The 25,737-nt window shown below is 33.4% G+C and carries 30 protein-coding genes, 1 tRNA gene, 3 pseudogenes and 1 riboswitch; of the genes and pseudogenes, 22 read left to right on the top strand and 12 right to left on the bottom strand.

Translation table 11 applies throughout. The features are described from left to right. Positions 1 to 40: 40 nt before the first annotated feature. A complete protein-coding gene (locus BN1058_RS11130) occupies positions 41 to 517 on the bottom strand; it encodes a CotY/CotZ family spore coat protein (protein ID WP_090857426.1) in 477 nt (158 codons plus the stop codon). Between the two features lie 204 nt (positions 518 to 721). Between BN1058_RS11130 and BN1058_RS11125 the strand changes: the two genes are divergently transcribed. From BN1058_RS11125 to BN1058_RS11120, 3 genes are all read left to right on the top strand, one after another. Further along, the gene (locus tag BN1058_RS11125) at positions 722 to 964 is read left to right on the top strand and encodes a hypothetical protein (RefSeq protein ID WP_090857423.1); all 243 of its coding nucleotides are present in this window, start codon (positions 722 to 724) and stop codon (positions 962 to 964) included. Positions 965 to 1,085: 121 nt separating this feature from the next. Next, a complete protein-coding gene (locus BN1058_RS14360) occupies positions 1,086 to 1,259 on the top strand; it encodes a hypothetical protein (protein ID WP_176694502.1) in 174 nt (57 codons plus the stop codon). Between the two features lie 58 nt (positions 1,260 to 1,317). Next, positions 1,318 to 1,602 (top strand): hypothetical protein, encoded by a 285-nt coding sequence (locus tag BN1058_RS11120; protein ID WP_090857421.1) that lies wholly within the window; start codon positions 1,318 to 1,320, stop codon positions 1,600 to 1,602. Between the two features lie 13 nt (positions 1,603 to 1,615). Here BN1058_RS11120 and BN1058_RS11115 read toward each other — a convergent pair whose 3' ends face one another. The 3 genes from BN1058_RS11115 to BN1058_RS11105 form a co-directional block, all read right to left on the bottom strand. Then, entirely contained in the window at positions 1,616 to 2,293 is a 678-nt protein-coding gene (locus tag BN1058_RS11115) for a DUF421 domain-containing protein (RefSeq protein ID WP_090857418.1), read from the bottom strand. A gap of 71 nt (positions 2,294 to 2,364) precedes the next feature. Next, positions 2,365 to 2,793, bottom strand: coding sequence for a GNAT family N-acetyltransferase (locus BN1058_RS11110; RefSeq protein ID WP_090857415.1), 429 nt, complete (start codon positions 2,791 to 2,793; stop codon positions 2,365 to 2,367). 136 nt (positions 2,794 to 2,929) lie between these two features. Continuing rightward, the gene (locus BN1058_RS11105) at positions 2,930 to 3,520 is read right to left on the bottom strand and encodes a cell wall hydrolase (RefSeq protein WP_090857411.1); all 591 of its coding nucleotides are present in this window, start codon (positions 3,518 to 3,520) and stop codon (positions 2,930 to 2,932) included. Between the two features lie 265 nt (positions 3,521 to 3,785). Between BN1058_RS11105 and BN1058_RS11100 the strand changes: the two genes are divergently transcribed. The 4 genes from BN1058_RS11100 (at position 3,786) to BN1058_RS11085 (ending at position 6,031) form a co-directional block, all read left to right on the top strand. Continuing rightward, positions 3,786 to 3,857, top strand: a tRNA-Val gene (locus tag BN1058_RS11100). 414 nt (positions 3,858 to 4,271) lie between these two features. After that, the gene (locus tag BN1058_RS11095) at positions 4,272 to 4,823 is read left to right on the top strand and encodes a TVP38/TMEM64 family protein (RefSeq protein ID WP_090857407.1); all 552 of its coding nucleotides are present in this window, start codon (positions 4,272 to 4,274) and stop codon (positions 4,821 to 4,823) included. 87 nt (positions 4,824 to 4,910) lie between these two features. After that, positions 4,911 to 5,795, top strand: a complete 885-nt coding sequence (locus BN1058_RS11090; protein ID WP_090857401.1) for an RluA family pseudouridine synthase — start codon at positions 4,911 to 4,913, stop codon at positions 5,793 to 5,795. A 5-nt stretch (positions 5,796 to 5,800) separates the two neighbouring features. Next, positions 5,801 to 6,031, top strand: a complete 231-nt coding sequence (locus BN1058_RS11085) for an excisionase family DNA-binding protein (RefSeq protein ID WP_090857398.1) — start codon at positions 5,801 to 5,803, stop codon at positions 6,029 to 6,031. Positions 6,032 to 6,121: 90 nt separating this feature from the next. Here BN1058_RS11085 and BN1058_RS11080 read toward each other — a convergent pair whose 3' ends face one another. Together BN1058_RS11080 and BN1058_RS11075 are read right to left on the bottom strand one after the other, a co-directional pair. Continuing rightward, the gene (locus BN1058_RS11080; protein WP_090857395.1) at positions 6,122 to 6,505 is read right to left on the bottom strand and encodes an SLAP domain-containing protein; all 384 of its coding nucleotides are present in this window, start codon (positions 6,503 to 6,505) and stop codon (positions 6,122 to 6,124) included. 89 nt (positions 6,506 to 6,594) lie between these two features. Beyond that, positions 6,595 to 7,557, bottom strand: a complete 963-nt coding sequence (locus tag BN1058_RS11075) for a S8 family peptidase (RefSeq protein ID WP_090857392.1) — start codon at positions 7,555 to 7,557, stop codon at positions 6,595 to 6,597. A 210-nt stretch (positions 7,558 to 7,767) separates the two neighbouring features. Here BN1058_RS11075 and BN1058_RS11070 point away from each other — a divergent pair, with 210 nt between their 5' ends. After that, on the top strand, positions 7,768 to 8,820 hold the full coding sequence (locus tag BN1058_RS11070) for a M42 family metallopeptidase (RefSeq protein ID WP_255307063.1): 1,053 nt from the start codon (positions 7,768 to 7,770) through the stop codon (positions 8,818 to 8,820). 246 nt (positions 8,821 to 9,066) lie between these two features. On the opposite strand, the gene BN1058_RS11065 is transcribed toward BN1058_RS11070, so the two are convergent. Continuing rightward, positions 9,067 to 10,269, bottom strand: coding sequence for a cation:proton antiporter (locus tag BN1058_RS11065; protein WP_090857389.1), 1,203 nt, complete (start codon positions 10,267 to 10,269; stop codon positions 9,067 to 9,069). Between the two features lie 390 nt (positions 10,270 to 10,659). Continuing rightward, entirely contained in the window at positions 10,660 to 11,124 is a 465-nt protein-coding gene (locus tag BN1058_RS11060) for a hypothetical protein (protein WP_141652143.1), read from the bottom strand. A gap of 126 nt (positions 11,125 to 11,250) precedes the next feature. Between BN1058_RS11060 and BN1058_RS11055 the strand changes: the two genes are divergently transcribed. The 4 genes and pseudogenes from BN1058_RS11055 to BN1058_RS14525 form a co-directional block, all read left to right on the top strand. Next, positions 11,251 to 11,586 carry a hypothetical protein gene (locus tag BN1058_RS11055; RefSeq protein ID WP_090857384.1) on the top strand — a complete coding sequence of 112 codons (336 nt, stop codon included), beginning with the start codon at positions 11,251 to 11,253 and terminating at the stop codon, positions 11,584 to 11,586. A gap of 75 nt (positions 11,587 to 11,661) precedes the next feature. Continuing rightward, positions 11,662 to 13,803: an ABC transporter ATP-binding protein/permease gene (locus BN1058_RS11050; RefSeq protein WP_090857382.1), complete on the top strand. Its 2,142-nt coding sequence runs from the start codon at positions 11,662 to 11,664 to the stop codon at positions 13,801 to 13,803. A gap of 246 nt (positions 13,804 to 14,049) precedes the next feature. Then, positions 14,050 to 14,248: pseudogene (locus tag BN1058_RS14530) on the top strand (hypothetical protein); the annotation flags it as partial. 228 nt (positions 14,249 to 14,476) lie between these two features. Beyond that, positions 14,477 to 14,650, top strand: a pseudogene (locus BN1058_RS14525) (IS3 family transposase); the annotation flags it as partial. 191 nt (positions 14,651 to 14,841) lie between these two features. Here BN1058_RS14525 and BN1058_RS11040 read toward each other — a convergent pair. Beyond that, on the bottom strand, positions 14,842 to 15,366 hold the full coding sequence (locus BN1058_RS11040) for a hypothetical protein (RefSeq protein ID WP_090857379.1): 525 nt from the start codon (positions 15,364 to 15,366) through the stop codon (positions 14,842 to 14,844). Further along, positions 15,326 to 16,456: a helix-turn-helix domain-containing protein gene (locus BN1058_RS11035; RefSeq protein ID WP_090857376.1), complete on the bottom strand. Its 1,131-nt coding sequence runs from the start codon at positions 16,454 to 16,456 to the stop codon at positions 15,326 to 15,328. The genes BN1058_RS11040 and BN1058_RS11035 overlap by 41 nt, the downstream gene beginning before the upstream one ends. 87 nt (positions 16,457 to 16,543) lie before the next feature. Here BN1058_RS11035 and BN1058_RS11030 point away from each other — a divergent pair. Beyond that, positions 16,544 to 17,705 (top strand): annotated as a pseudogene (locus BN1058_RS11030) (IS3 family transposase). 260 nt (positions 17,706 to 17,965) lie between these two features. Here the strand turns inward: BN1058_RS11030 and BN1058_RS14355 are convergent. Further along, positions 17,966 to 18,142, bottom strand: coding sequence for a hypothetical protein (locus tag BN1058_RS14355; RefSeq protein ID WP_176694501.1), 177 nt, complete (start codon positions 18,140 to 18,142; stop codon positions 17,966 to 17,968). 202 nt (positions 18,143 to 18,344) lie between these two features. Then, positions 18,345 to 18,454: riboswitch (TPP riboswitch) on the top strand. A 109-nt stretch (positions 18,455 to 18,563) separates the two neighbouring features. Between BN1058_RS14355 and BN1058_RS11025 the strand changes: the two genes are divergently transcribed. The 9 genes from BN1058_RS11025 to BN1058_RS10985 all read left to right on the top strand — a co-directional run bounded on the left by BN1058_RS11025 (position 18,564) and on the right by BN1058_RS10985 (position 24,370). Beyond that, positions 18,564 to 19,562: an ABC transporter substrate-binding protein gene (locus BN1058_RS11025; protein ID WP_255307062.1), complete on the top strand. Its 999-nt coding sequence runs from the start codon at positions 18,564 to 18,566 to the stop codon at positions 19,560 to 19,562. A gap of 24 nt (positions 19,563 to 19,586) precedes the next feature. Further along, complete coding sequence (locus BN1058_RS11020; protein WP_090857373.1) at positions 19,587 to 19,877, top strand: thiamine-binding protein; 291 nt, start codon at positions 19,587 to 19,589, stop codon at positions 19,875 to 19,877. 53 nt (positions 19,878 to 19,930) lie between these two features. After that, positions 19,931 to 20,689, top strand: coding sequence for an ABC transporter permease (locus tag BN1058_RS11015; protein ID WP_090858268.1), 759 nt, complete (start codon positions 19,931 to 19,933; stop codon positions 20,687 to 20,689). Then, positions 20,682 to 21,419, top strand: a complete 738-nt coding sequence (locus BN1058_RS11010; RefSeq protein ID WP_090857370.1) for an ABC transporter ATP-binding protein — start codon at positions 20,682 to 20,684, stop codon at positions 21,417 to 21,419. The genes BN1058_RS11015 and BN1058_RS11010 overlap by 8 nt, the downstream gene beginning before the upstream one ends. Next, a complete protein-coding gene (locus BN1058_RS11005; RefSeq protein WP_090857366.1) occupies positions 21,420 to 22,214 on the top strand; it encodes a TatD family hydrolase in 795 nt (264 codons plus the stop codon). It abuts the gene before it with no gap. A 123-nt stretch (positions 22,215 to 22,337) separates the two neighbouring features. Next, entirely contained in the window at positions 22,338 to 23,024 is a 687-nt protein-coding gene (locus BN1058_RS11000; protein WP_090857363.1) for an RluA family pseudouridine synthase, read from the top strand. 150 nt (positions 23,025 to 23,174) lie between these two features. Further along, positions 23,175 to 23,528, top strand: a complete 354-nt coding sequence (locus BN1058_RS10995) for a nuclear transport factor 2 family protein (RefSeq protein WP_090857361.1) — start codon at positions 23,175 to 23,177, stop codon at positions 23,526 to 23,528. 17 nt (positions 23,529 to 23,545) lie between these two features. Further along, positions 23,546 to 23,797, top strand: a complete 252-nt coding sequence (locus BN1058_RS10990) for a hypothetical protein (RefSeq protein WP_090857358.1) — start codon at positions 23,546 to 23,548, stop codon at positions 23,795 to 23,797. Positions 23,798 to 23,815: 18 nt separating this feature from the next. Further along, entirely contained in the window at positions 23,816 to 24,370 is a 555-nt protein-coding gene (locus BN1058_RS10985) for a DNA-3-methyladenine glycosylase I (RefSeq protein ID WP_090857354.1), read from the top strand. 54 nt (positions 24,371 to 24,424) lie between these two features. Here BN1058_RS10985 and BN1058_RS10980 read toward each other — a convergent pair whose 3' ends face one another. Then, positions 24,425 to 25,717, bottom strand: a complete 1,293-nt coding sequence (locus BN1058_RS10980) for a purine/pyrimidine permease (RefSeq protein WP_255307061.1) — start codon at positions 25,715 to 25,717, stop codon at positions 24,425 to 24,427. Between the last annotated feature and the right edge of the window lie 20 nt (positions 25,718 to 25,737).

The following is a 25,737-nucleotide window of genomic DNA, read 5'->3' as shown; positions in this document are numbered from 1 at the left end:
AGAAAAGGTCTGGTGTTTATAACACCAGACCTTAAATCATTTAAAATGCGCTAATTGCTGGAAGACAAGTAATATGACAGAAGCAATCTAAATCAACAGTAATACATACACCTGTTACTTCTAAGTCACTAGTGTTTTGTTGCACTGGTGAACGAGGATCTTTTTGATTATGATCTTTATGATCTTTTCCATGATCATCTTCTTCACGAAGTAATTCTAATACAGCGCAGTTATCCTTATCTACACTCTTTACACGGAAATAGAAGCTAGCAAATGCGTCACCTAAATCATCTGCTGGTACGCCATAACCTTTGAAAGGTTTACAAGTGCCTTTACAGTATAAAATAACAGGTACCGTATCGAGATTATTGGAAGGACTTGTGTCACCTAATAAATCTGCAATGGATTGCTCACAACTTGTAACACAATCATTGAGTAAATCAGACTGTGCATCTGCAATTTCACGAAGAATGTCTGATACACAATTTCCAGAATCGTATTTACCTCCACATGTCATATTGATAAACTCCTTTCGATAAATTTAATGACTGATTCGTCACTTATAGCTTATGTATTGTTGTAAGGTTTGTGTAGGCATTCATCTTCTATAGAGATAAAATGCATTATTTTAAATAAACGGGCGAATATCACAAACATACTAAGTCTTGTCACATAGACTAGTAGCGACTAAGTTTTTAAAGGAAAAGGAGTGAAAAATGTTATGTCTGAATCAAAAAAAGTGATACATGTAAAGGACTTAATTATTAAAGCAGATAATGTACATTTTGAACCAACCCAGCGTACAGAACGGCCACGACCATTTGATGCATTTTTTGGAGTGAGAAGACCAACAGATGAACAGGTTGAATCTGTCGAACAAGAAGAAAAGTTAGAAGTAGAAGAAATGGAAGAAGATGATGAACAGCAAGAAAAGCCAGATCGACGCCCGTTTTCTTGGCTATAATATATTAGAGATAGTACCAATTTTGGGCTATCTCTTTTTTTATAAGAGAGTACAAATTTGAAAATAGAATAGATGTGTCGACCCTTTGCTTATATTAGTGATTTTGAGGGGGAGGTAACAAATGAATATATCGCGTTTTTTAAATAATGTAGCAGTTATAGCAAAGCATTTGGAAAGAAATGAAAAGTATTTTCGCTATCCAGAAAAAAAAGTTATGCCAACGATAAAAGAAACAGAGAAATTAATGCATTCCTTCGAAAAAGAAATTACTTCATGGGAGCGATATTTTAAATAAATTTAGGCATAATTGTTCTGCAGGTTGGGTATATAAGTAATAAAGGGAGGAATGACTTATGGGTTATGTACTTCCAATAAATCATTATCAAAATTTCAATTATCATATGCGAGATATATTACCTAAGCGTGATCCATATGTAATTGAACAATTATATCCGGTTCAATTAGATATGGCATATCAAAAAGAGATGGACAGCCAAAAGGCAGATATAGCTGAGCTAAGTAGGAATCAACAAAATAATCTGCATACTATATTGTCCTCTTTGGAAAGGTCAGAAGCGACAGAAAAAATGTATACGCAACTAACTGGTACTGGAAAATATTTTAATAAAGTTATATAAAGAAGGAGAGAACTTACATCTTTTGTACTAATAAGTTCTCTCCTTCTTTATATTCTGCATAAAAGACCTCTTGATAAGAAGAAATCTCTTGTTTTTTTAATTCATTTTCAAGCCATTCTTGATCCTGATTAATCTCCTTCAGATTATCTTCAATAATTTCACCATCATTAATTAACATCATGGATAGTTTAACTGACTCAGCTGGTAAATTAAGATCTAAACGAGTAGGCTCTTGAGCGTATGTCTTTTTTAATACGGAAACAGTACCATCTGTTTCTAAGATAGCATAATCTACATCTCGAATAGAAAAAACATCTTTCGATCGTAATAGATGAAGTAACTGATTTGTATCAAGTTTACTTTTCGCCATAACCTCTCGTTGAAGTTTTCCTTTGTGGATAACAATGGAAGGTCGACCTTCTAATAGTGACCGACTTTTTTTAATTTTTTGAGTTGCTATTTCCGTAAAGTACAATAGTACACCCCATAATAAAATCGCAAAACCAATACTAATAATTCCGACTTTATCATCATATAAGGCATTACCCACTAGTTCTCCTAAAATTAAAGCAGAGATAAAATCAAATGCAGTAAGTTGACGAATCTGTGTTTTTCCAAGTGCTTTTGTAAGAATGAATAATCCAAAAAAACCAAATAATGACTCAATAAAAATAGATGGTACGAGTTGCATATTAAGCCCCCCCCTGTCGATGTTGCTACCTATTAGTATGAACAAGAGAGAATTCGTTTATGCGCTTGCTTTTAGGAAAATAACGCTTTTTCCATCATCACGTGTGGCATATTTGCATCGATAAACACACTTGATACGGTTTGATAACCAAGCTTGAGGTAGAAAGATGTAGCGTGGGTTTGAGAACCTAATGCTACTTTTTTAACACCTTTCTTTATTAGAGATTGCTCCATGTGAAGAATTAGTTCTTTACCTAATGATTGGCCTCGAAATGCTTCGATGACACAGATTCGCTCTAGTTTTGCATGTGTTGTATTTATTCGACAACGACCTGCAGCAACGGCTTGGTTACTGATATAACCAACAAAATGTACTGCTTGAGCATCGAATTGATCTTTTTCTATATCTTCAGGTACTTTTTGTTCATCAACGAATACGCTTGTTCTTACTTTAAGAGCATCGTTTAATTGTTTCTGATTATGTACTTCAATTATTTCCAATTAAAATACCTCCCAGCACGTTGTTTTTTATTTATTATAGCATGACGTATATTGTTTAAATAGAAAAAAGCCCATCAGAAGATTTATGAACTACTATCTTTTCATAGGTTCATAATCTTTTGATGGACTAAATACATTATTTTGCAAAGCGATGATTCCCGATCGTGATGGTTACTGTTCTTGATAATATCCAGTCACTTTTTGCTGTTTTTGGATTATAAAAGTAAATAGATCCTTGTCCTTGTCCTCGAAATGCAAGTGCTTCTTGTACAGCTCGTTTAGCATCACTGTCAGCAGGTTGATAAATGGCATCATTTTTCACAGGTGTAAATGCATAATACCCACCTGCTGAACGTTGATAAATGACTTCTTTTATTGTATTTGGGAAATCAGAATGATCTACTCGATTCAATACAACGGTTGCGACAGCAACTTTTCCAGCATAAGGTTCACCTTTTGCTTCTGCATGAACCAGTCGAGCCAGTAAATCCATTTCTTGATTAGAAATACGTGTTGGTAATGTTAACAGTTGACCGGGATAGATTGTGATTCCTTTTAAATGATTTGTTTGTTGTAATGCAGAAACGGAAACACCATAATGATTTGATATTTTCCATAGAGAATCACCGCTTTTAACTGTGTACGTTGCAGCATTTGCAATAGATGGTGCTAGAAGAATAGTTAAAGATAATCCTATCGTTAGTAAAATGTTTTTAATATTTTTCATGATAGCCCTCCTTGTTGTCTATGACTCTAGTTAAAAGGCTATCAGTTGTAACATACCTTTTCATTATCAAAAAAATGGAAGGTTACTAGAAAGGTAGAACAGTCAATGGATAACATAAGAATGGTAATATATTCTTAATGAAAAATTTGGTTAATAATACAAGTTTAGCTACGCTTATAACAGATAGATGACAAATTGTTAACAGACACTATTGACAAGCACTCAATACATGATTATGATAATAGTGCTACTAAAATAATTGCGTGTCTCGTTAGCTCAGCGGGAGAGCACTTGCTTGACAGGCAAGGGGTCACTGGTTCAATCCCAGTACGAGACATTGTAAAAAAGCCGGGTTCCTTGCCCGGCTTTTTTTGTCGGATGGTATCAGTAATCACTTACATATTTATGTAACGCTATCGATCATTCGATATAACGCCAATAATATGTAAGCTTCTTTTTGAATTCTAAATGATGAAACGCGTTTCATAGCAAGCTTATAATATATCTTTTTTTTGAATTTCTGTTTATCATGAAGTATTAATATATTAAAATATTGTGTGTTAATTTGATTTCATGTGAAATTTCGATAAAATGTTTTTTTAGGAAGCTTTTAGATAACAAAAGAATAGTTTATAGTGGATTAGAAAGACCTAGAATGTGTAAAGGGCTGTCTAATATAAACATGTATCATGTACAACGAGTATGCTATTGCATATATTGTCTAAGCAAATAACAGAGGAGGGATATAAGCATGGAACAAGTCAACCAATCAATCGAGGCATTTATTGATTATGCTGGATGGTATGCGCCATTATTATTTGTAGTGCTACACATTATTCGACCAATTCTATTTATTCCCGTAATCGTTGTTTGTATTGCTGGTGGGGTTGTATTTGGTTTTGTAGAAGGAGCGATACTTTCTTTAATTGGTTTATCTTTAATGAGTCTTTTAACATATAAAGTAGTGTATAAATTCCCAAAGCTACGTCAGTCTATAGCTAGATTAAAAAAGAAAATATTTCAGGATCGAATGATTTCTGTTTCACAGGTGATGGTATTAAGGATTATGCCTTTTGTCCATTTTCATTTACTATCTTTTTATTTAATGGAAATGACAAATAATCTAAAAGGATATATGTATTATTCTATTTTAGGATTAATAGCGCCAGCAGTTATTTATACTGCATTTGGTGAAGCAATCACTGCGTTTCCTTGGTATGTTACAATTTGTTTCTTCTTCATTTTAGTTCTCATTTATTATTTTATTGATAGAAGAAATAAAGTAAGAATGCAATTAAACTAATTTGGAGATAAGCGCCTTTACTCTTGTAATGGCGCTTTTTACATAGCATAATAAAGTTAATGTAATAGATCGGAGTGTCAATAAAACATGACAAAGAAACGAAGTAAGGATCAATATATTTTTCAAGTCAAAGAAGAGAATGAGCTATTACCTTTTTTATTACAAAGACTGGATCAAGGTAGAAATCGAACAAAATCTATGCTAGCAAGAGGTCAAGTGCTTGTAGGAGAGAGAGTAGAAACCCAATTCAATTGCAAGCTTGTTCCAGGAGAGACGATAACAATTTTAAAACATGCTGTTCCTAATCATAAAAATAAAGGAATTGAAATATTGTATGAAGATGATGAAGTTATTGTAATCAACAAAGATGCAGGTTTATTGACAATCGCTTCCTCTAAGGAGAAACAAAGAACAGCATATCATCAATTAACAGAGCATGTAAGAATGCAGCATCCGAAAAATCGAATTTTTATCGTCCATCGTCTAGATCGAGATACGTCTGGTGTAATGGTATTTGCTAGAACAGAAAAGGTTAAAAGAAGCTTACAGGATCATTGGAAGCAAGTAGTTAAAAAAAGAACGTATGTTGCAGTAGTTGAGGGTCATATATCTAATCAACAGCAAAAACTTGTTTCCTGGTTGAAAGAAACGAAGACGCATAAAATGTATGCTTCAGCAAAAGATAATGGTGGTCAAAAAGCAATAACACATATGAAAAAGTTAGATGCAAATAAAAAATACACATTGTTAGAGTTAGAATTAGATACAGGTAGAAAAAACCAGATTCGTGTGCAGATGGAACAGATGAAGACACCGATTGTCGGGGACAAAAAATATGGTGCAACAACTAATCCAATTGGAAGATTAGCTTTACACGCAAATGTTCTTGTATTTCGGCATCCAATAACAAATACAACGTTGGAATTTAAAGTTGAAGTTCCAAACACATTTTTTGAACTTACGAAGGGATGATGTGCATGTATTTAACAATAAATGAAACAGCTGATTATTTAGATATTACAGAAAAAGAGGTTAGGCAGTTAATTTTTCAAAAACGAATTCGTTTCATACATGATGGTGACAATTATTTAATTAATCAAGATCAATTTCAGGAACATTTTAAACAGGTCGAACGTTACAAGCAACAAATACAAGACTATTTAAATGAACCTATTCCTGAAGACATGGATGTTAAAGATGAAGACTGATTTTTTGGCAGTCTTCACATGCTATCATTTGGTTAAAAAGTTAATAAATAGCAACATCCCAAAACCAAACTGGCTATGGGGTTGTTGCTATTATTCGAAATAAATCGTCATTTCAGCATCTTCCCAAGCAGGCGTTTTATAGAAGCTTTCTTGATGGAAAATAAATGTCCAAGGTATACTAGTTTTTGCTTTAATTGAAAGTTTTGGTAAAGAAAAAAGTTGTTTAGCAATAAGTTTATTTTTTTCTACGTAAAAAACGGGTGTGTTTGAAAACGAAAAAGCGGTGTCCGAAAAATTATGAATCAATGCAGTTAGTAAATATTCCCCTTTATGATTAGTAGCTTTTCGTACTAATATAAGCTGTATTTGTGACATATTTTCCTTAAGTGTCTGAAGAAATGTATTGTTAATTAATTGTCTATCTTTATCGCTAATCGTGCGGTTCCAGGCATGTTCGAATTGGAGTTGTTGCATCAGTTAGGGCTCCTTTTTTGTTACAAGTATAGCAGATATCTAGACAATGTGCAGAATAGGTTGAAGTGATAGTCATTTGGAGACTTAGATCATACTTGATACGTACTTATTGTAAGGTTCCTGAAGGATGATGAGAGGTTATCTAATAAAGTCAGATATATAAGTCCGTTTCCTTCGAAACTAGTGTTAAACCCTAGTGGAAGTGTTCGCCTAACTAGTTGTGCATACAATTCAATTTCTGTAAGTTCACGTTCAAACTGCTTCGTCGTTAGGTTTTTTATTAATGCTAGAGCACCAGTTACGTGGGGAGCAGCCATAGATGTACCACTAAGTGTCGCATATCCACCATCTAAATAAGTCGATGTGATATCTTCACCAGGTGCAACCAGGTCTACTTTGTTGTTTGAATTAGTAAAACGTGAGGATTGATGTTCAAAGTCAATGGCACCTACACTAATTACTTCATTATAATAAGCTGGATAGGAAAGTTCATTTGTCTCTACACTCCCATCCCCTTCATTTCCAGCTGCACAAATAATAGGTATATCATGTTTTAGTACAGCTTTTTTAATTATTCTGTGTAGTGCTGGAAGGTCAAAGGATCCACCTAATGACATCGAAATGATATCAACTTGTTGCTCTATTGCGTACTTTAACCCTTTTATAATCCAGTCATATTCGCCAGCACCGTCTCTATCTAGTACCTTAACAATTAATAAATTTACTTTCGGTGCTACACCAACGACACCTATGTTATTTAAGCTTGCAGCAATTGTGCCAGCAACATGTGTACCATGTCCGTTATAATCCTCAAATTTATTCGGATTCCCATGATCATCTGTAGTAAAATTCCTTCCGCCAATAATTCGATTGGAAAGCTCGACATGTCGTGTATCACATCCAGTATCTAAAATAGCAATTGTCACACCCTCTCCTTTTGTTTGTTTCCAAACTTGGGGTGCTTGAATCATCTTTACTCCTTTTGGTATTTCATTAATTTTTTTCATTTGCTTAACGACTTTATAATTAGCAAGATGCATTTTCATTTCCATGTACCATCCTCCTAAAAGATACTAGATTTTATTCATATTAATCGTAGCAAGCATTTTCTAATTGCAACAGAGGCATCTATAACAGATCAATATAGATTTATACACAAATGTAACTCATTTAGACGGTTGCCCTCCAATATGAATAACGCTAAAATATAGATAATATTCATTTTTTGGTAAGTATAAATAGCATAAAGAGGAGAGTTAGCATTGACAAAGTATCCAAATGTAATGGAAACAAAACAATTAATTAAGGATTTAGTGTCTATACCAAGTCCAACTGGTAACACGAAATATGTCATTCAATTTGTGGCAAAATTGTTAGCTGAAATAGGAGTAGAGACTGTAAAAAACAGGAAGGGCGGATTGATTGCCACTATACCTGGACAAGATGAATCACAACACCGAATGTTAACAGCTCATGTAGACACCTTAGGTGCAATGGTGAAAGAAATTAAATCGAACGGTAGATTAAAATTAGCTTTAATTGGTGGATTTTGTTATAACGCGATGGAAGGGGAGTATTGTGAAATTGAGACGGTAAACGGTAAAATCGTTACTGGTACAATTTTAATGCAGCAAACTTCTGTTCATGTATATAAAGATGCTGGATCAGCAGAACGGAATCAAGCAAATATGGAAGTTCGTCTTGACGCTAAAGTGGAGAATGAAGCGGATGTGCGGGCTATTGGGATCGAAGTTGGTGATTTTGTCTCTTTCGATCCTCGTGTACAATTAACGGATAATGGATTTATTAAATCAAGACATTTGGATGATAAAGCAAGTGTTGCCATGTTAATTCAATTACTTAAGAGAATCCAACAAGAAAATATTATTTTACCGTATACGACGCATTTTCTTATCTCGAATAATGAGGAAATAGGGTATGGAGGTAATTCGAATATTACACCAGAAACAGTGGAGTATTTAGCAGTGGATATGGGTGCAATGGGAGAAGGGCAACGGACGGATGAATATACGGTTTCAATTTGCGCAAAGGATTCAAGCGGCCCTTATCATTATGGTCTGAGAAAGCATCTGGTGGACTTGTGTAAAACGAATCACATTGGATATAAATTGGACATTTATCCGTATTATGGGTCCGATGCTTCTGCTGCTATGAAAGCAGGATATGATGTTGTCCATGGTTTAATTGGACCAGGAATTGATTCATCTCATGCATATGAACGCACACATGAAGATGCATTAGTCGAGACAGAAAGACTATTATATTATTATGTTCAATCTGAATTCGTAGAGTAAAACGTAGAGAAACAATAAATTACTTAAAGAATTATTTATGAATGTAAAAATTCTTCAGTGTGAAGAAAAGATTTGGCACTGTATAAAGCCAAACAACCTGGTAAAGTATCAGGATGGGACATTACTTAGTTAAAGACGAATTTTAATTCTGGTATCAAGGGAATTAAAATTCGTCTTTTTAGGAAATAATTTAGCTGTGACAACGTTCTAACTGACGTACTACGGAAAAAATAAAGCCTGAATTTTTTATTTTGATGTGGCTGACGAAAGTTTGTTGGATAATGGATAGATTCCAAAGCTTTGAACAATCAAAGAAAGCAAAACAACTGCAAAGGAGATAGAAACAATCGAATCTATTTCAGTGTTACTCGATTGTTTACTATATAAAGTAAGTATAAGAAAAATAGACATTGTACCTTTCAAACCAGCCCAAGAAACAATAAAAGATGTGCGCCAATCAGTATGCCGCCAATTAGGAAATAAACGTGTTGTGCTAAAGATTATGATAAATCTTATCCCAATAGATGCTAAGAATGTTAAGATAGCAAAGAGCCAATGATCAAAAATCAAGTAGTTTGTAGCCTCAATGCCAATTAATAGAAAAATTAATGAGACAATTGCTAACTCTATAATTCCCCAAAAACCATTTAATGCATCTTTAAAGTGTGACTCTTTAATTGTTTTACCATACTCAAAACTTAACATAATTCCGGCAGAAACAGTGGCTAATACACCAGAAACGTGGAAGAATTCAGCCAAATGAAAAATACCATACGCTAAAACAATACTAAGCATTACTTGATAATCTGTATGATGTGTATAATAAACCCCTTTACTCATTAGCCATCCAAAGAGAATTCCTAGTATTGCACCTCCAATCGAAACATATAAGAAATCTTCAGTAAAATTTAACACAGAGAAGGTTGATTGATGAACAAACATATTAGCTAAAACTGTAAAGACCACAATGCTTGTTCCATCATTTAACATAGATTCGCCTTCTACTACAGAAGCAATACGCTTATCACTGCTAGAATTTTTTAAGATAGAAACGACGGACACTGGATCAGTAGGAGTTAAAATCGATGCAATAATAAAACAGCTTAGTAAAGAAAAAGATGTAAACAAATTTCCTAAAACAAATAAAGTACCACCTAATATCGCTACTGTCATAAGTAATCCTATTGTTGCTAAAAATAATATAATTCCAGCATTTTGTTTAAATGATTTAGGTGGGAATTGGTAGGCTGAAATGAATAAAAGTGGTGGTAAAAATATGTTATAAATTAAGTCACTTGTAATCTCAATTGTAGAAAAATAGGGGATGAATGATAACGCGATACCAGTAAGCAACAATACAGTAGGTACCGGAAAATTGTCTTGTTTTTTATCCAAGGTAAACATAATAAATCCAATAAGTAATAACCAGATAATGTGCCCAATATCCATAGCATGAACCTCCTTATCGCTATAAAATATAATGTACACATTGATTTTTTTATCCTAAACATTGGTGTCAATAATGAAAAAAGAAATATCAATAGTGTACACATTTCTTTTCTTGTACATAATTTGTATTTATGACTTTCGGTGTTGTACATATCTATAGAGTTTTTGTTCCATATTAGTAGTTTCCATTTCTGATTGAGCAATTACCGTCATAGTTCTTTAAAGATGTTTACTATAAAATTCTGTACTTAATTTACCACATGCCTATGGATATTGAGACAGCTGAGCTATTAACGCTTTAGTCGTTCTGCCTGACCTTTATCGAATTTGTAGTCTTATTTCATTGAATAACTTAACTTTCGCAGAGAGAGGGGGTTTTCAAAAAAACAATTACTTTACAAGTTGTTCCCATATGACTTCCTGATCAGTAATTTTTTTTAAGTCTCCAAGAGAATAACCTTGCTCTGCTCCTTCTCCTGTGTATATATTACCTGATATGATGAAGATATTATTAATAGAATCTACATCATTTACATCATCCAAATTAATTGAAAATGTACTTTTACTAGAAAAAGAAGGTTGCTTATGAATGATGATATACAATACTTCATCAACTTTTTCTTTATTTATGTGGGATACTGCTTCAAAATGGTCTACTTTAACTTCTCCAGTAATTTCAGTTTCGGTTGATAAAACTTTGTCTGCAGATATACTAACGCTGTTTATATCTTTAATAGGAACTACACTAATATTTTGAGCTTGGTATATACCCCAGAAAATAGATAAGCTTAAATATACAATAGCACTTATTAAGAAAAAAATTATAATTTTTTTAAAAGACAATCTTTTCATCAAAATGATCCTCCATCTAGTGATTTTAATGATATAGTTGAAATAATCTAACTCATGGAATAATTATACCAAATATTGTTGTTTTTTGTAAGATTAATATATATAATAATTGTGAGAGGAGGTTATTTTATGAAAAAAGGGAAATATATTTTTATTGTTTTAGGAGCTACTTTAATTTTACTTTCACCTATTTTTGCATCAGCTGCTCAAGGTACATGGAGATCTAGTTGGGGTTATGATGTGAATGGGGCTTCAGGAATTGGTGCAACAAACGCGATGGAAGAGCCATATTACTATCAATTTCAAGTGTGGGGTGCCGGAAGTGAAATTTTGAGTAGTAGTTTTAAACAAATTGGTGGTCATCAATCATACGAGACTACTCATTGGTCTGCACCTTTAAAGGATAAGCAAGGTCGTATTGCAGCATCACCTCAAGTATGGTTCACACCGTACTTCAACCATTAAGAATATTATTAACAAAAATCCATATTTCTATAAAATTAGAATATGGATTTTTGTTGATCAAGAAAAGAGGATACTATGTTAGATTTAAGAAATTTAACAAAATTTTTTGATGATAAAGTTGTTTTAAATGATATTAACCTACAATTAACTAATCCTTCTAGTCTTTATGTCTTAACTGGTGAAAGTGGTAGTGGCAAAACCACCTTATTTAATATATTATTCGGTTTAGATAATGACTATCAAGGTAATTATAAATTATTTGGAAAAGATAGCAAAGCATACAAAAATCAAGATTGGGATCATCTAAGAACCAATGAAATAAAAATGGTTTTTCAAGATTTTAAATTATTCGAACAATTAACTGTCTATGAAAATCTTTATCTATCAGGGGATTATAAAAGGGAAGATATTTATTCTGTTCTAGAAAGTATGGACTTACTTGAGTTAAAAGATGAAGTTGTAAAAAATATTAGTGGGGGGCAAAAACAAAGAGTAGCAATAGGTCGTGCTGTCTTAGGTTCTCCAAAGATTATCTTACTAGATGAACCTACAGGAAATTTAGATGGAATGACAACCAATAAAATAATGGTTTATATCAGTAAATTAAAAAATAAAGGAATATCATTCTTTGTCATTACACACGATGATTCAATTCTTGAGTATGCAGATATAGTTTTTAAATTAGAAAATGGGAAAATTACTCAGACTTATTCAAAAAACGAACATGAATATGTTGAAACAAAACAAAAATCACTTCAAACAGAAAAAACTAAACAAAAAAAACATGTCCTTCTCTATACATTTTTAAGTGTATTTCGTAAAATGAAAAGAATTTTTTTATTAGGGGTACCAATTGTAATTATTCTAATGCTTTTTATTTTAAGTTTTACTGCTTTTCAAGCGGCATCATTGGATTCATTTACTAATTTTTTTTCAGGCGTTGATAATAAATCCATTGTCTTTAGCACTCAGAAATTAACCTCAGAAGTATCAGAAGATTTGAAAAAGAATAATATTCTAGCGAGTCATGATGGGGAGCGAATTGGGTTCTCAAATGAAGATATTAAAAAGGTCGAAAACATTCAACATATCGATAAAATTGAACTTACAGTGGAAGGTATACAATCTTTTTATGATCATGAAGGAAATCGGTTTGAATATAGATTAGACTATGAAAATATACCTGCATTTTTAAGAAAAGATCTTGTTCAAATTCGAAATGGAGAATCAATAACCTTTACATTAACAGCACAAAACGTTCCTTCTTCAGTCATTCATAATTATAACTTTAATAATATAAATATAATTTCAGGAGAGTTTCCTAAGGATGGCTCAAAAGAAATATTAATTCCAGATTTATATGCTTTTATGATATCTGAATCAGAAAATAATACAAATTTAATTAATAGTACAATTGAATTAGATGTTACTTCTCCTAAAAATAACTTGGTTAATGAGGAATATAAAATTGTCGGTATTTATGATACGGGATATAGATTTAATTTATCTCCATCTTATCCAATCTATGTGGGTTACTTTCCTCAAAATGATATCCAAGATAAATTGAACGAAGAGGCTTATCAATTTCATGTACAAGCTTATAAAATAAATAGAGCAACAGAAGAATATTCCGAAAATATTATTAAAGATTTACAACATTATAAACAAGCTATGGGAACAGGTTTTGACCAAATGATAGTTGTGGTTGACCATGAAGAAAACTTTGATAGTGTCTATAATGAATTAAAGAATGTTTTCCCTAAATATCAATTCATTTCACAATATGATTTAAAGAATGGAGATTTATCATATGTATACCACTCGCTAATTCGGAATTTAGTTGTAGGTTCTATCATAATAGCTGTAATTATTGGTTTAGTTGTAATCTTCCTTAATAAAGGTTATATTTTCGACCGCACTAAAGAATTCGCTATTTTATTTTGTCAAGGATTTTCCAAAAGGGATATAATTAAAATAATATCTTTGGAAAATGGTTTGATTTTTACTATTTATTTCTTAATTGCTTATTTATTAGCCTTTTTAATTGACTTTATATTTTTAAATACTAGTAAGTATGGTCATCTATTTTTGAATTTACTAACATTTAAAAATGTTGTTTCTTTATCTCTACTTGTTATAATTATTGTATCAATTTCTATCATTTGGGGAGTAAAAGGAATTAAAAATAATAACTTAGTAAAATTATTAAAAGATTAACTCAAATTTTGCAGAGTAGAATTGGCAAATACTTCTTTGTATAACTAGGATCCTTTTTTAAAAAAATTGAAATAATGCACTGTTGAAACAAAATACAAGGTACAAATACGAAATTTAATAATTGTACTGAACCAAGAAAAGTTCATCCAAATGGTGTGCCTAAGGACCAACCAGCCTCTCAACAAAATGGATCGAGATAAAGATTACTGGGCTTGTGAGTCAGTTAAGAGTTGAATGAAAAAACTACAAGATAGTACGCTTAACCGACATGGTGATCAAGCTTATATGGAAGGCGTGAACCGCTGTTCAGCTGGAGCCACTAATTTTGAAGCAATTATCACATTTCCGAATACGATAACGCAGATTCTTTCAAGTTATCAGTACACCTATACTTTAATGGGTTACAAAATCGTCGCTACATGACAATGTCAATCTTGATGAAGTAAGGGCAAATCGATTCTAAGCATTCGCTGGTGGGGCCCCAACACCTTCCACCGTCTGCTAAGAATCGGGCGTTACAGTCAATGGCAAGCAGCTACGCTGTGGCTGTGGCTCTATTCTATAAATGAGCATTTCTATTAGTGGCTCTCTGTACCGCAATTGGTGGCTCATTTATCCGCAATGACTGGCTCAAAACACCGCATAAGTGGCTTAATTCATCCGCAATAATCAATCGGTTAACCAGTCATTGGAAACAGTTAAAATATTTCACGCAGATCGGGGTTCTGAATTTAAGAATGTCGCAATTGATGAACTGTTAAGCGCCAATAATAATATTGAACGTTCTCTAAGTGATAAAGGCAACCCTTATGATAATACAGTATCCGAGGCTACATTTAAGATAGTATTTTTTGGCTTCATCGGATTTCTCTTGATCTTGTATTTCTGGATGTGCAATTGAAATATGTTGATATGGGATATCTTTGTTTTTTAGTAATCGTTAAATAACCCATTATCCTGAGTTTGGGATAATGGGTTATTTGACGTTTAACCATCAAGTAAAATAGAATCTTTTCAAAATTCTCAAAACCTCATTTTTTAAAATAAGTTTTTAAATTGATTCTTTAATTCTTTCATGTTTTCATTTCTAGTATTTTCAATATTGTCATCATCATCCTGAAGTTTCGGGAAATGCTGTTGAAGGTTATTTAATGAAACGTTCTTTTCAATATTGGAATTAAAATCAAGTAAGTTGTCTTTTATGCCTAGTTCATCTCTCAGATGTGGTTCTACACTAGATACAATTTTCTGCTCATATAAAGTTTTATAGTGTTTTACCTCTTGTTGTAAACTAGCAATACCCTTTGTATATTCTTCTAATCTCCCCTTAAATTCCTCCAATTTATTCAACTTTTCCTTTAGAGTATTTCTTTCTTCGTATAATTCTTGAAATAACAATTCAAAATGATGCAATTCGTTGATAATTCGCTGTTTATCATTCCCATATGCTTCGAAAATACTTTCAATATTAGGAAAATAAATTTCATCACTATCAGTGTAACCAAAGTCCCTTAAAATTGGTTTATTTAATTCTTGTATAAAACCTTTTGATGATAATATCATAAAAGATTTTTCTTAGATGATTAAAAACTCTTCGTACATTATTTATCCTGCCATTTGTTGCATTTAATCTAGTTATTGTAAAATCAGAGTACAACCTTATTGTTTCTTTAAGATGTTCTTCATTTTGAACATTATTAATCAAATGATTTAGTTCATTGATCATATCGGGTTTTGTTATACTAATTCGTTTATTTTCTATTTGTTTTTTTCTCTCGGTTAAACTTGATTCAGGAATCATCCATATTTTCTTGTGCTTTATAGCATCTCTTAATTTTCCGTTTTTTATTAGAGCGGTTACACCACCATTAGAAATATTTAGTTCCTTCGCTACTTCATTTGTGGTTAAATAACCTTTCAGGGATTGGATATTAGATTGCTTGTTTTTGTTCATAAGTAAATTATTTCTTTGTTTACTGTAGAGTTGGAGATCCTCTTCGGGAATAAACCATCTCCCGTTAAATTTTACAGCATTCGGAAATGAACCATTGTGTATAAGTACTAGAATTCTTGATGGACCTAAATGAATGCGTTCAGAAATTTCCTTTGTTGTTAAATGTCCTTTTAATAGCTGATTTTCTTTAGTAAATGGGGATGGGACCTGTTTTCCGTCTTTTTTATTTTCAAGGTAAAACAAAATATCTTCTTCAGGAATAAACCACTTATTCTTTATTTTTATCGCATTTGGAAACGCTTCGTTATTTAAAAGTACTGAGGTTTTTGATCTACTTAAATTTATTTGCGCAGAAACTTCTATCATTGTTAAATAACCTTTCAGAGAAGGAATATTCTTCATTACTTTTGGTCTATTTTTGTACCAATTATTTATCCTTTCTTGATAAGATTGTAATTCTTCTTTAGGGATATACCATTTATTTTTTATTTTAATAGCTGAAGGAAGTTTACCGTTTCTTAAAAATGTCCTTAGTGTATCCTTTTTAATTCCAAGAATTTCTGCGGCATCTTCTACTATGAGGTACCCCTTTGTAGGTAAGAAATCTACATCTTCTGCTTTATTCATTTTTGCGTTAATGTTTTCTTCAACTTTTTCAGATATTTTATCTATATCGATATGGGTAAGGTTTTTTAGCATTTTGATGTTAGTCTAAAAATTGGACACGGTAAATTGGGAGAATTTCAAGTATAATGAAATTAACAATTTTACAGGAGTGTCCATAGAATGAGAAAAACATATGATAAAGATTTTAAATTACAAGCAGTCCATATGGTGAAGGAGGACGGCAAGAGAATTGCGGAAGTTGCACGGGAATTAGATTTAGCTGAACAAACTCTTCATAATTGGGTGAAGAAACATAATCAAGGTAAGGATGATGCTTTCGTTGGTAGTGGCAATGTACAACGTGAAAAAAAGATGGAAAATGACCTACAAAAACGAATCCGTGATCTAGAAGAGGAAAATGCTATCTTAAAAAAGGCTATGGGCATCTTCGCAAAAGACCAGAAGTAATCTATGACTTCATCTACAAGCACCGACACGACTTTCGTGTAGCGAAGATGTGCGAAGTATTAGGTGTTTCCAAAAGTGGCTATTACGCTTGGCTTAACCGAACAAAAAGTAATCAGAAAAAGAGACGAGAGCGTCTTACAGCACGCATTAAGCGTATTCATTTAGAATCAAGGAAGATCTATGGAAGTCCTAAAATTACTAAGACATTGAACTCTCAAGGCATTAATGTATCCCAAAAGACTGTGACACGGATTATGAGAACCAAATTCGATCTAAAACAGTTAAAAAATATAAAGCAACAACGAACTCCAAGCATCATTTGCCTATTTACCCAAACTTATTAAAGCAACAGTTTAAAGTTGACCGACCCGGACAGGTTTGGGTAGGTGACATTACTTATATTTGGACAGGCGAAGGATGGTTATATTTAGCCTCTATGATGGATCTTTATTCACGCCGCCTTATTGGCTGGGCTATGGGTGAACGAATGACAAAAGAATTTGTCATAACAGCTTTAAAGCGAGCAATGGTTACACAATCACCTACAAAGGGGTTGATACATCATTCTGATCGAGGTAGCCAATATGCCTCTAATGATTACCAAAAGCTACTACGCAAAAATGGAATAACTACAAGTATGAGCAGAAAGGGAAATTGCTATGATAATGCTTGCATTGAATCCTTTCACGGTATCATTAAAAGAGAATTGATTTTTCATGAAAACTATAAAACTAGAAATCAAGCAAAAAGAAGTATTTTCAAGTATATTGTCAGCTTTTATAATTACAAGCGCATTCATTCAACAAATGAATACATGTCACCAATTGTATATGAAAAGAAATATTATAAGCGCTTAATCAATACAGCTGTGTAGAAGATATTATCCTCTCTGGTAGGAGAAGGGAAACATCCCTTCTCCTACCAGAGAGGCCAGCAAGCGAAGCGCGGTAGGGAAAAACAACTTTCTCCCTATTCGCTGTGTCCATTTTCTTGACATAATATCAGATACATCCTTACTCTATATTATCAATGCGAATAAATATGTACAAGATATTTTGCATAAAAAAAGAGCTATATAGCTCTATATCAAATTATAATGTTATTTAATTATGTACAATATTAATCTGTGCGTATTCATAGAGATAAACCGTCCACAACGCGTTTTACTTTTGCATCAACCTTTTCTGTAGATTCAATGGTGGTACTTGAGGGATCTGTAGTTGTATTTGGTGAAGATTGTAATTCACAACCAATTAATAAAATGAAAAAACAAAGCACAAAAATAGTTTGTATGTAATTCTTAAGATGCATCATAAAACTCCTTTTATTCCTTCTTTCTAGAAAACTATTTTAGTTTATCAAGATTTATAGAAGTAAACAAGGAAGGCGGGTAATCTGTATCACTGTTATCCAAGGAATATAGTAAATAGTTAGATCAGTTTTAAAAGAACAAATAAAACTTGCATTTATATTAGTCCTATGGCAAAGTGGATAGTGTAGAAATTAAATAGGTTGTTTCATGTGGGGGGACCGGTGTTGCCGGTTGAGATTGTATCCAATAGATACTGACCCTTGGAACCTGATCTGGCTGAGACCAGCGTAGGGAACATATCTGAACACGTAAATCATTAGTGATATGATAAAGATATGCACGCTAGCTCTCGCTTAGCGTGCTTTTTTATTTTCGTGTTGCATCATATGTTCCTCTATAATTTAAAAGGGGGAATTGTTCGTGTTAAAGAAGTTAGGTTTGTTAGTTTTAGTTGTTTTATTTTTCGTTGCAGGTTGTGCAAGCGAGGAAAATGAGGGAGTAGAAACAGGTGAGTCGTTAGAAAAAGTAACAATGGTGCTTGATTGGACTCCGAATACAAATCACACGGGTTTGTATGTAGCAGAGTCAAAAGGCTATTTTGAAGAAGAAGGGTTAGATGTAGAAATTACATTACCTGGTGAATCAGGTGCAGATCAAGTAGTTGCATCAGGAAAAGCGGCATTTGGTATTAGTGCACAAGAACAAATAACAGAAGCAAGAACACAAGATATCCCAATCGTTTCAATTGCTGCGATTATTCAACATAATACATCTGGTTTCGCTTCACCAGTGGACAAAAATATAACTTCACCAGCTGATTTTGCAGGAAAGACCTATGGTGGTTGGGGAGCACCAGTTGAATCGGCAGTGATTGATTCATTAATGAAACAAGAGGGTGGCAGTGTTGAAGATGTGAATATTGTTAATATGGGGAATACTGACTTCTTTACTGCCGTAAAGCGAGATATTGATTTCGCTTGGATTTATTATGGATGGACTGGTGTAGAGGCTGAACTACGTGGAATGGAATTAAATATGCAGTATTTAACTGATTATTCAGATAAACTTGACTACTACACGCCAGTAATCACCACCAATGAAACAATGATACAAGATCATTCAAAAATGGTTGAGAAATTTATTCGTGCTGTCTCCAAAGGATATCAATTTGCAATAGATAATCCTGAAAAGGCAGCTGATCTATTAATAGAAGCTGTCCCTGATTTAGATGCAGAACTAGTAAAGGCAAGTCAAGAGTGGCTTTCTCCTAAGTATCAAGCAGATGCAAGAAAATGGGGGATACAAGATATAGAAGTTTGGGAGAATTATGCAAGCTGGATGTATGAAAATGGATTGTTAGATGAAGAATTAGATGCAGAAGAAGCATTTACTAATGAATTTTTACCTGAAAGTAAATAACGATTGTGGAAGGGAACGAGTAGGATGGCAAATGCATTAGTTAGTATACAAATTATTCCAAAACTAAAAAACGGTGGAGATACGATTCCGCTTGTAGATGCAGCAATTGGTGTGATTGAAGCATCTGGAGTTAAATATAACGTTCACCCATTAGAAACAACAATGGAAGGAGAATTAACGGAATTATTCTCTGTTATCGAACAAATGAATCAAAAGATGATTGAACTAGGGAGCTTAAGTGTGATTTCACAGGTGAAAGTATTCTACAAACCGGATGGTGCATCCATGGATAGGTTGACAGAAAAGTATCGTTAAGATTGGAGGAATGGCGATTTTGTTTCTTTTTGATGCAGAATCGCCTTTCATTTATGAAAAAAATACTAAGGGGATATAGTCCAGTAATCGTTATTATCGTAATTTTGCTTATTTGGCAATGGAGTAGTCTATTCTTTTCTATTCCCAAATGGCTTTTGCCTGCACCAACAGATATCTTTAATGAGGCAATCAAAGGTTGGGATAGCTATACACATCACCTTGTATCAACCACCTATTTGTCTATCGGTGGCCTAGTAATTGGTGTTAGTGTTGGCTTAATTGTAGCAATTATTTTGCATTTATTACCGTTAGTTAGACAAGCAATTTATCCATTATTAATTCTTTCGCAGAATATCCCGATTATTGTTTTGGCGCCATTACTTGTTATTTGGTTTGGTTTTGGTGTATTACCAAAAATTATCATTATTACACTCGTTTGTTTTTTTCCGATTGTAGTGGCAACATTGGACGGATTTCGTCAAACATCACCTGAACTTGTCCACTATATGCGAATGGCAGGTGCGACGAAAGGACAGCTTTTTGTTAAATTAGAGTTTCCACATGCGTTATCAGCAATTTTTTCAGGGCTAAAAATATCTGCCACATATAGTGTAATGGGGGCTGTTATATCTGAATGGCTAGGCGCTAATAAAGGAATTGGTGTGTATATGACGTTAGCCCAATCATCGTTTCGAACAGATCGTGTATTTGTAGCGATTGGATTTATTATGATATTATGTTTACTATTTTTCACAGTAATCATGTTACTTGAAAAGGTATTGCTAAAAGGGAGGAGGCACACCAATGAGTGAATTAGTAGCAAAAAATATTTCAAAATCATTTAATGATAAAAAGATACTAGATCATCTCTCTTTTACAGTAAAAGATGGTGAATTTGTATCTATATTAGGACCTTCTGGAAGTGGCAAAAGTACACTTTTTCACTTAATTGGTGGTATGCTTCAACCGGATGATGGTACATTCTTGCTTGATCAAGAAGAGATTACTGGCAAACGAGGTGCGATTAGTTATACGCCACAATCTCCTTCCTTGTTACCATGGCGAACAATTCTTAAAAATGTTGTACTTGGTTCTGAAATTTCTGGTCAAGTAGATTATAGTAAAGCACGAAATATGCTTAAAAAGGCTGGTTTAGAAGGGTATGAACATGCTTATCCGTATCAACTATCAGGTGGGATGCGGCAACGTGTTGCTTTTGTTAGAGCACTACTTAGTCCACAAGATTTTATCTGTCTGGATGAACCTTTTTCAGCGCTAGATGAATTTACTAGGTTAGAAATGCAACAATGGTTATTAAGCATTTGGGAAGAAAACAAAAAATCAATCCTATTTGTTACTCATAATATTGAAGAGGCATTATATTTGTCTGATCGAATCCTTGTTTTGTCAAAAAAACCAGCGACCATAGTAGAAGAATATACATTACCATTTGATAGGCCACGTGATCAGAATTTATTTCTAACTGATGAGTTTTTAAAATGGAAGAGGATGATTTATCAAGTATTACAAGGGAGTTTTTAAATGAACGATCAAATCATTGATGCACATATCCATTTTGATTGGTATAACGAAGAGCAGCAGAATCAGATTATACACGATTTAGAAGCTAATCATATAGAGGGGTTGATTAGTGCTTGTTATAATGCGGATTCAGCACACAAGTTATTGTATTTGCAGCAACAAGATAAACGTATTTATCCTACTTTAGGTTATCATCCGGAGCAGGATTTACCAAGTAGTGAGGAAATGAATCGTTTAGAGACAATATTAAAGGATAAAGCATCTAATATTGTAGCAATTGGTGAAGTAGGATTACCTTACTATATGCGTCAGAAAAATCCAAGTTTATCCTATCAGCCATATGTAGAAGTGCTATCTTATTTTATGGATTTAGCAATACAATATAGTAAACCAATTTTCCTCCATACTATTTTTGAAGATGCGCAGACTGCATGTGATTTACTTGAAAAGCATAATCTATCGCAAGCACATTTTCATTGGTATAAAGGAGATGAAAAAATAACACAGCGTATAGCCGACAATGGTTATATGATATCAGTAACACCTGATTGTTTATATGAAGAACAAATACAAATGATAATAAAAAAATATCCATTAGAACAAATGATGGTAGAGACCGATGGCCCATGGTCTTTTGAAGGGCCTTTTAAAGGGAAAATGACACATCCCAAAATGATACATGACGCTGTTGAGCAAATTTCAATTATAAAACGATTACCATTACAGGAAGTTTATACACAAGTCTATCAAAATACGATCAGTTTTTATCAAATAAATCAATTCTCCCAGTCATAATTCGTGTGGTGTTATTTTTTTGAGAAGTACAAAATCTATTAATTAATTATAACGCACCTTTGTTGTATATATCTTTTGTGATATTCTTATATGAAGCATGAAAGAAAAAGGAGTAAACAGATTATGAAGATTCCAATTCTATACGAGGATAATCATCTACTTATTATAGAAAAGCCAGTTAATATTCCAGTGCAAGAGGATCGTTCAAAGGATGAAGATCTGTTAAATATATTAAAACAAGATCTTAAAATCCGATATAACAAGCCGGGAAATGTATATTTGGGATTATTGCATCGCTTGGATCGCCCAGTAGGCGGAGCAATGGTTTTTGCAAAAACGTCAAAAGCTGCATCTCGTATGGCAGATAAAATTAGAAAACATGAAGTCTCGAAACAATATCTTGCTGTTGTTCGAGGCGAGATCAAACAACAAGCTGGCAAATGGCAAGATTATTTAATAAAAGATCATAAAAATAATCAAGTCCGTGTTGCAAAAAAAACAGAAGGAAAAGCAAAAAAAGCTATATTAGATTATCACGTTTTAGCAACAGCAAAGGGGTTAAGCCTGGTGAAAATTAACCTGCAAACAGGAAGACCCCATCAAATTAGAGTGCAATTTGCATCAAGGGGCTATCCCTTATATGGTGATCAAAAATATGGTGCAAAGGTAAATAAAGTTGGGCAACAAATTGCTTTATGGTCACATCAATTAGCATTTGATCATCCAGTGAAAGGTGAGGAGATAGTACAGACTTGCCCTTCACCAAATACGTATCCTTGGGACATGTGGGATAGCGATTTATTTCTTTAATTTGTTCTGAGTAGACAGATAATAGAAACGATTAGCAGCCAAATGAACAATTACTTTGGCTGTTTTTTGAATGGGTTGAACAACCTTAAATATAATTATTTTGAAAAGTAATATGCTATACTAAATGCAAATAGATGCAGGAGGATTTGAATGAATAAACATACCTTTTTTCGAGAATTTAACGAAGCGTTAATGTCCGGAAACATCACATATATTTTAGAAAGTGTCACAACTGATGTGTCATGGGAAATGATCGGTAATGATACGATTTATGGAAAAGATGTTCTTGCTGAAGTACTGGCTGGAATGGATCAAACGATGGAATATAAATTAACAATTGAACACATTATTATAGACAGTGCAAAAGCAGTAGTTAATGGGATTATTGAAGTGACTACGAAATTAAATGAATTAAAAACGTATGGATTTTGTGATATTTATCAATTAGCTGAGAACGAAGATGATAAAATAAGCAAAATAACAAGCTATGTGATTCAAAAATAAGCAAAGGGGATGAAGAAATGACTGAAGATAAGCAAAGCGAAACGAAAGAAAAACTGTTATTGCAAGCGGTAAAAACACAGCGCTCCATTCTTCAATTACTAGACCATACGCTATACGATACATATCAATCTGAAAAAAATAGACCAATAGAAGAACAAAACGAGGACTTATTACACCTAGCACATCGCGTTCGAACTATTATTGGTAAAAAACCGAAATTAAAAGAAGTATATCGCAAATTGCAAGAAGAGCATGAATTAGATTTATAGTGGGAGGGGGGCGTTACAATGAAACGTTGTGATTGGGTAAATGATGATCCTTTATATATGAACTATCATGATTATGAATGGGGTGTACCCGAATATGACGAGAATAAGTTATTTGAGTTACTCACCCTAGAAGGTGCTCAAGCTGGTCTTAGCTGGTATACGGTGTTGAAGAAGCGAGCGCGTTATCAAGAAGTTTTTGATCAATTTGATCCAACGAAAATCGCCCATTATTCCGAGCGAAAAGTTGAACAACTCCTCCAAGATCCCGGAATTATTCGAAATAAATTGAAAATCCGTTCTACTATTACGAATGCTCAAGCTTTTTTAGCTATAAAAGAGGAATTTGGTTCGTTTGCTACTTACATATGGAATTTTGTCGGAGGGAAACCAATAATTAATCATTGGCAAACTATTGATGAAGTTCCAGCAACAACGGCTATCAGTGATCAAATGAGTAAAGACCTGAAAAAACGTGGTTTCAAATTCGTTGGGTCGACAATCTGTTATGCATTTATGCAAGCAAGTGGAATGGTGGATGATCATATCGAGTCATGCATTTGTAGAAGTAAGTAGTCAAATAAACTTTTTAAAGGGATCTATGCTAACATAGCAAAAGTTCAACCGAAATTAATCGGCTGAACTTTTATTCGGTTTCCGCCACAACTGTTCTAAAACAATGACTAAACCAGTTCCTACTATTAATCCATTACTCATGACATTTTGAACAATAGAAGGTAATTCATTGAATACAGCGGCAGGCAGAAACATGGTTCCCATACCAATTAGATATGCAACACCTACAATCGTAATCTTTCGTTGATCCAATTTCTCTAATGTAATATTATTGATCGCTAAACCAACTAATTGTACAAAGGATGCCATTAATGCAGCATTTGCAATAGGTGAAGGAATGGTTGCAATAAAAGTAACCAATGGTGGGAAGAATGCAATGATCATCAGAATAATGGTTGCATATACAAACGGCATTTTTCTTTTTTGACCTGTCAGAGCAATAAAACCGGATGACGTTGCTAGTGGGACATTGGCTATTGTTGAAAATAGTCCAGCTAATCCATGATTGACCCCTGATATGGTTGTACCGTTATTTACACGTACATCGTGATCTTTTTCTTCTGAACCGATTGTTTGACTTGTTGCTACGACAGAGGCAACAACATTAGAAATCGAAATTATTGCCGTCATGAAGGCAATAGGTATAACGCTTAGATCAAAAGCAGGTAATCCAAATGCGAACCATTTTGGAAGTGCGAACAATGGTACTTCTTGTGTCACGCCTTGTCCACCAATAATGATAGCAAACGCTAGCCAGCCAATTAAAATCCCGATGAAAACAGCATAATTACTTAACCAACCTCTTGCAAAAATAGATAATCCTAGAACAATAAAAAAAGTAATAAAGGCAATGATTGTTTCTGTTATTTGAATCGTTTGCGTTGGTCCTTGCAAACCAAGCATTCCTTGTAAAAAGGTTCCACTCAATTGAACGGTTAACAAAAAGAAGAACGTTCCCGTTACTAATGGTGTGAAAATCGGTAATATGCGTTGTGCAATTTTAAAAATACCTAATAAAAACATAAATACACCAGTAACAATCATCATAGATTGTAGTGTTTGTAAGCTACCTGTTAAAGATGGACCGGTGGTAGCCATTACGGTAAAAATACTGACCCATATCCCTGCTGGCCCTTCCATAATTGGTAGACGATATCCAATTAGTGCTTGTAATAATGAAGCTATTCCAACAGTAAGGAATGTCCGTTGCATCAGTCCGGTTATCTCCATTCCACTTAGATGAAATACCGTGCCAATAACGATTGGCATTGCGACAGAACTAGCTAACAAAAATAGTAGCCATTGAAATGTTTCCATTGTTGTAGTTGTAAATTTTGTTGAATGCAATGAAAAAAACTCCTAACAAA

The sequence above is a fragment of the Paraliobacillus sp. PM-2 genome, from assembly GCF_001368815.1.
Taxonomy (GTDB): domain Bacteria; phylum Bacillota; class Bacilli; order Bacillales; family Amphibacillaceae; genus Paraliobacillus.
This window is presented reverse-complemented; position numbering and strand designations above follow the sequence as displayed.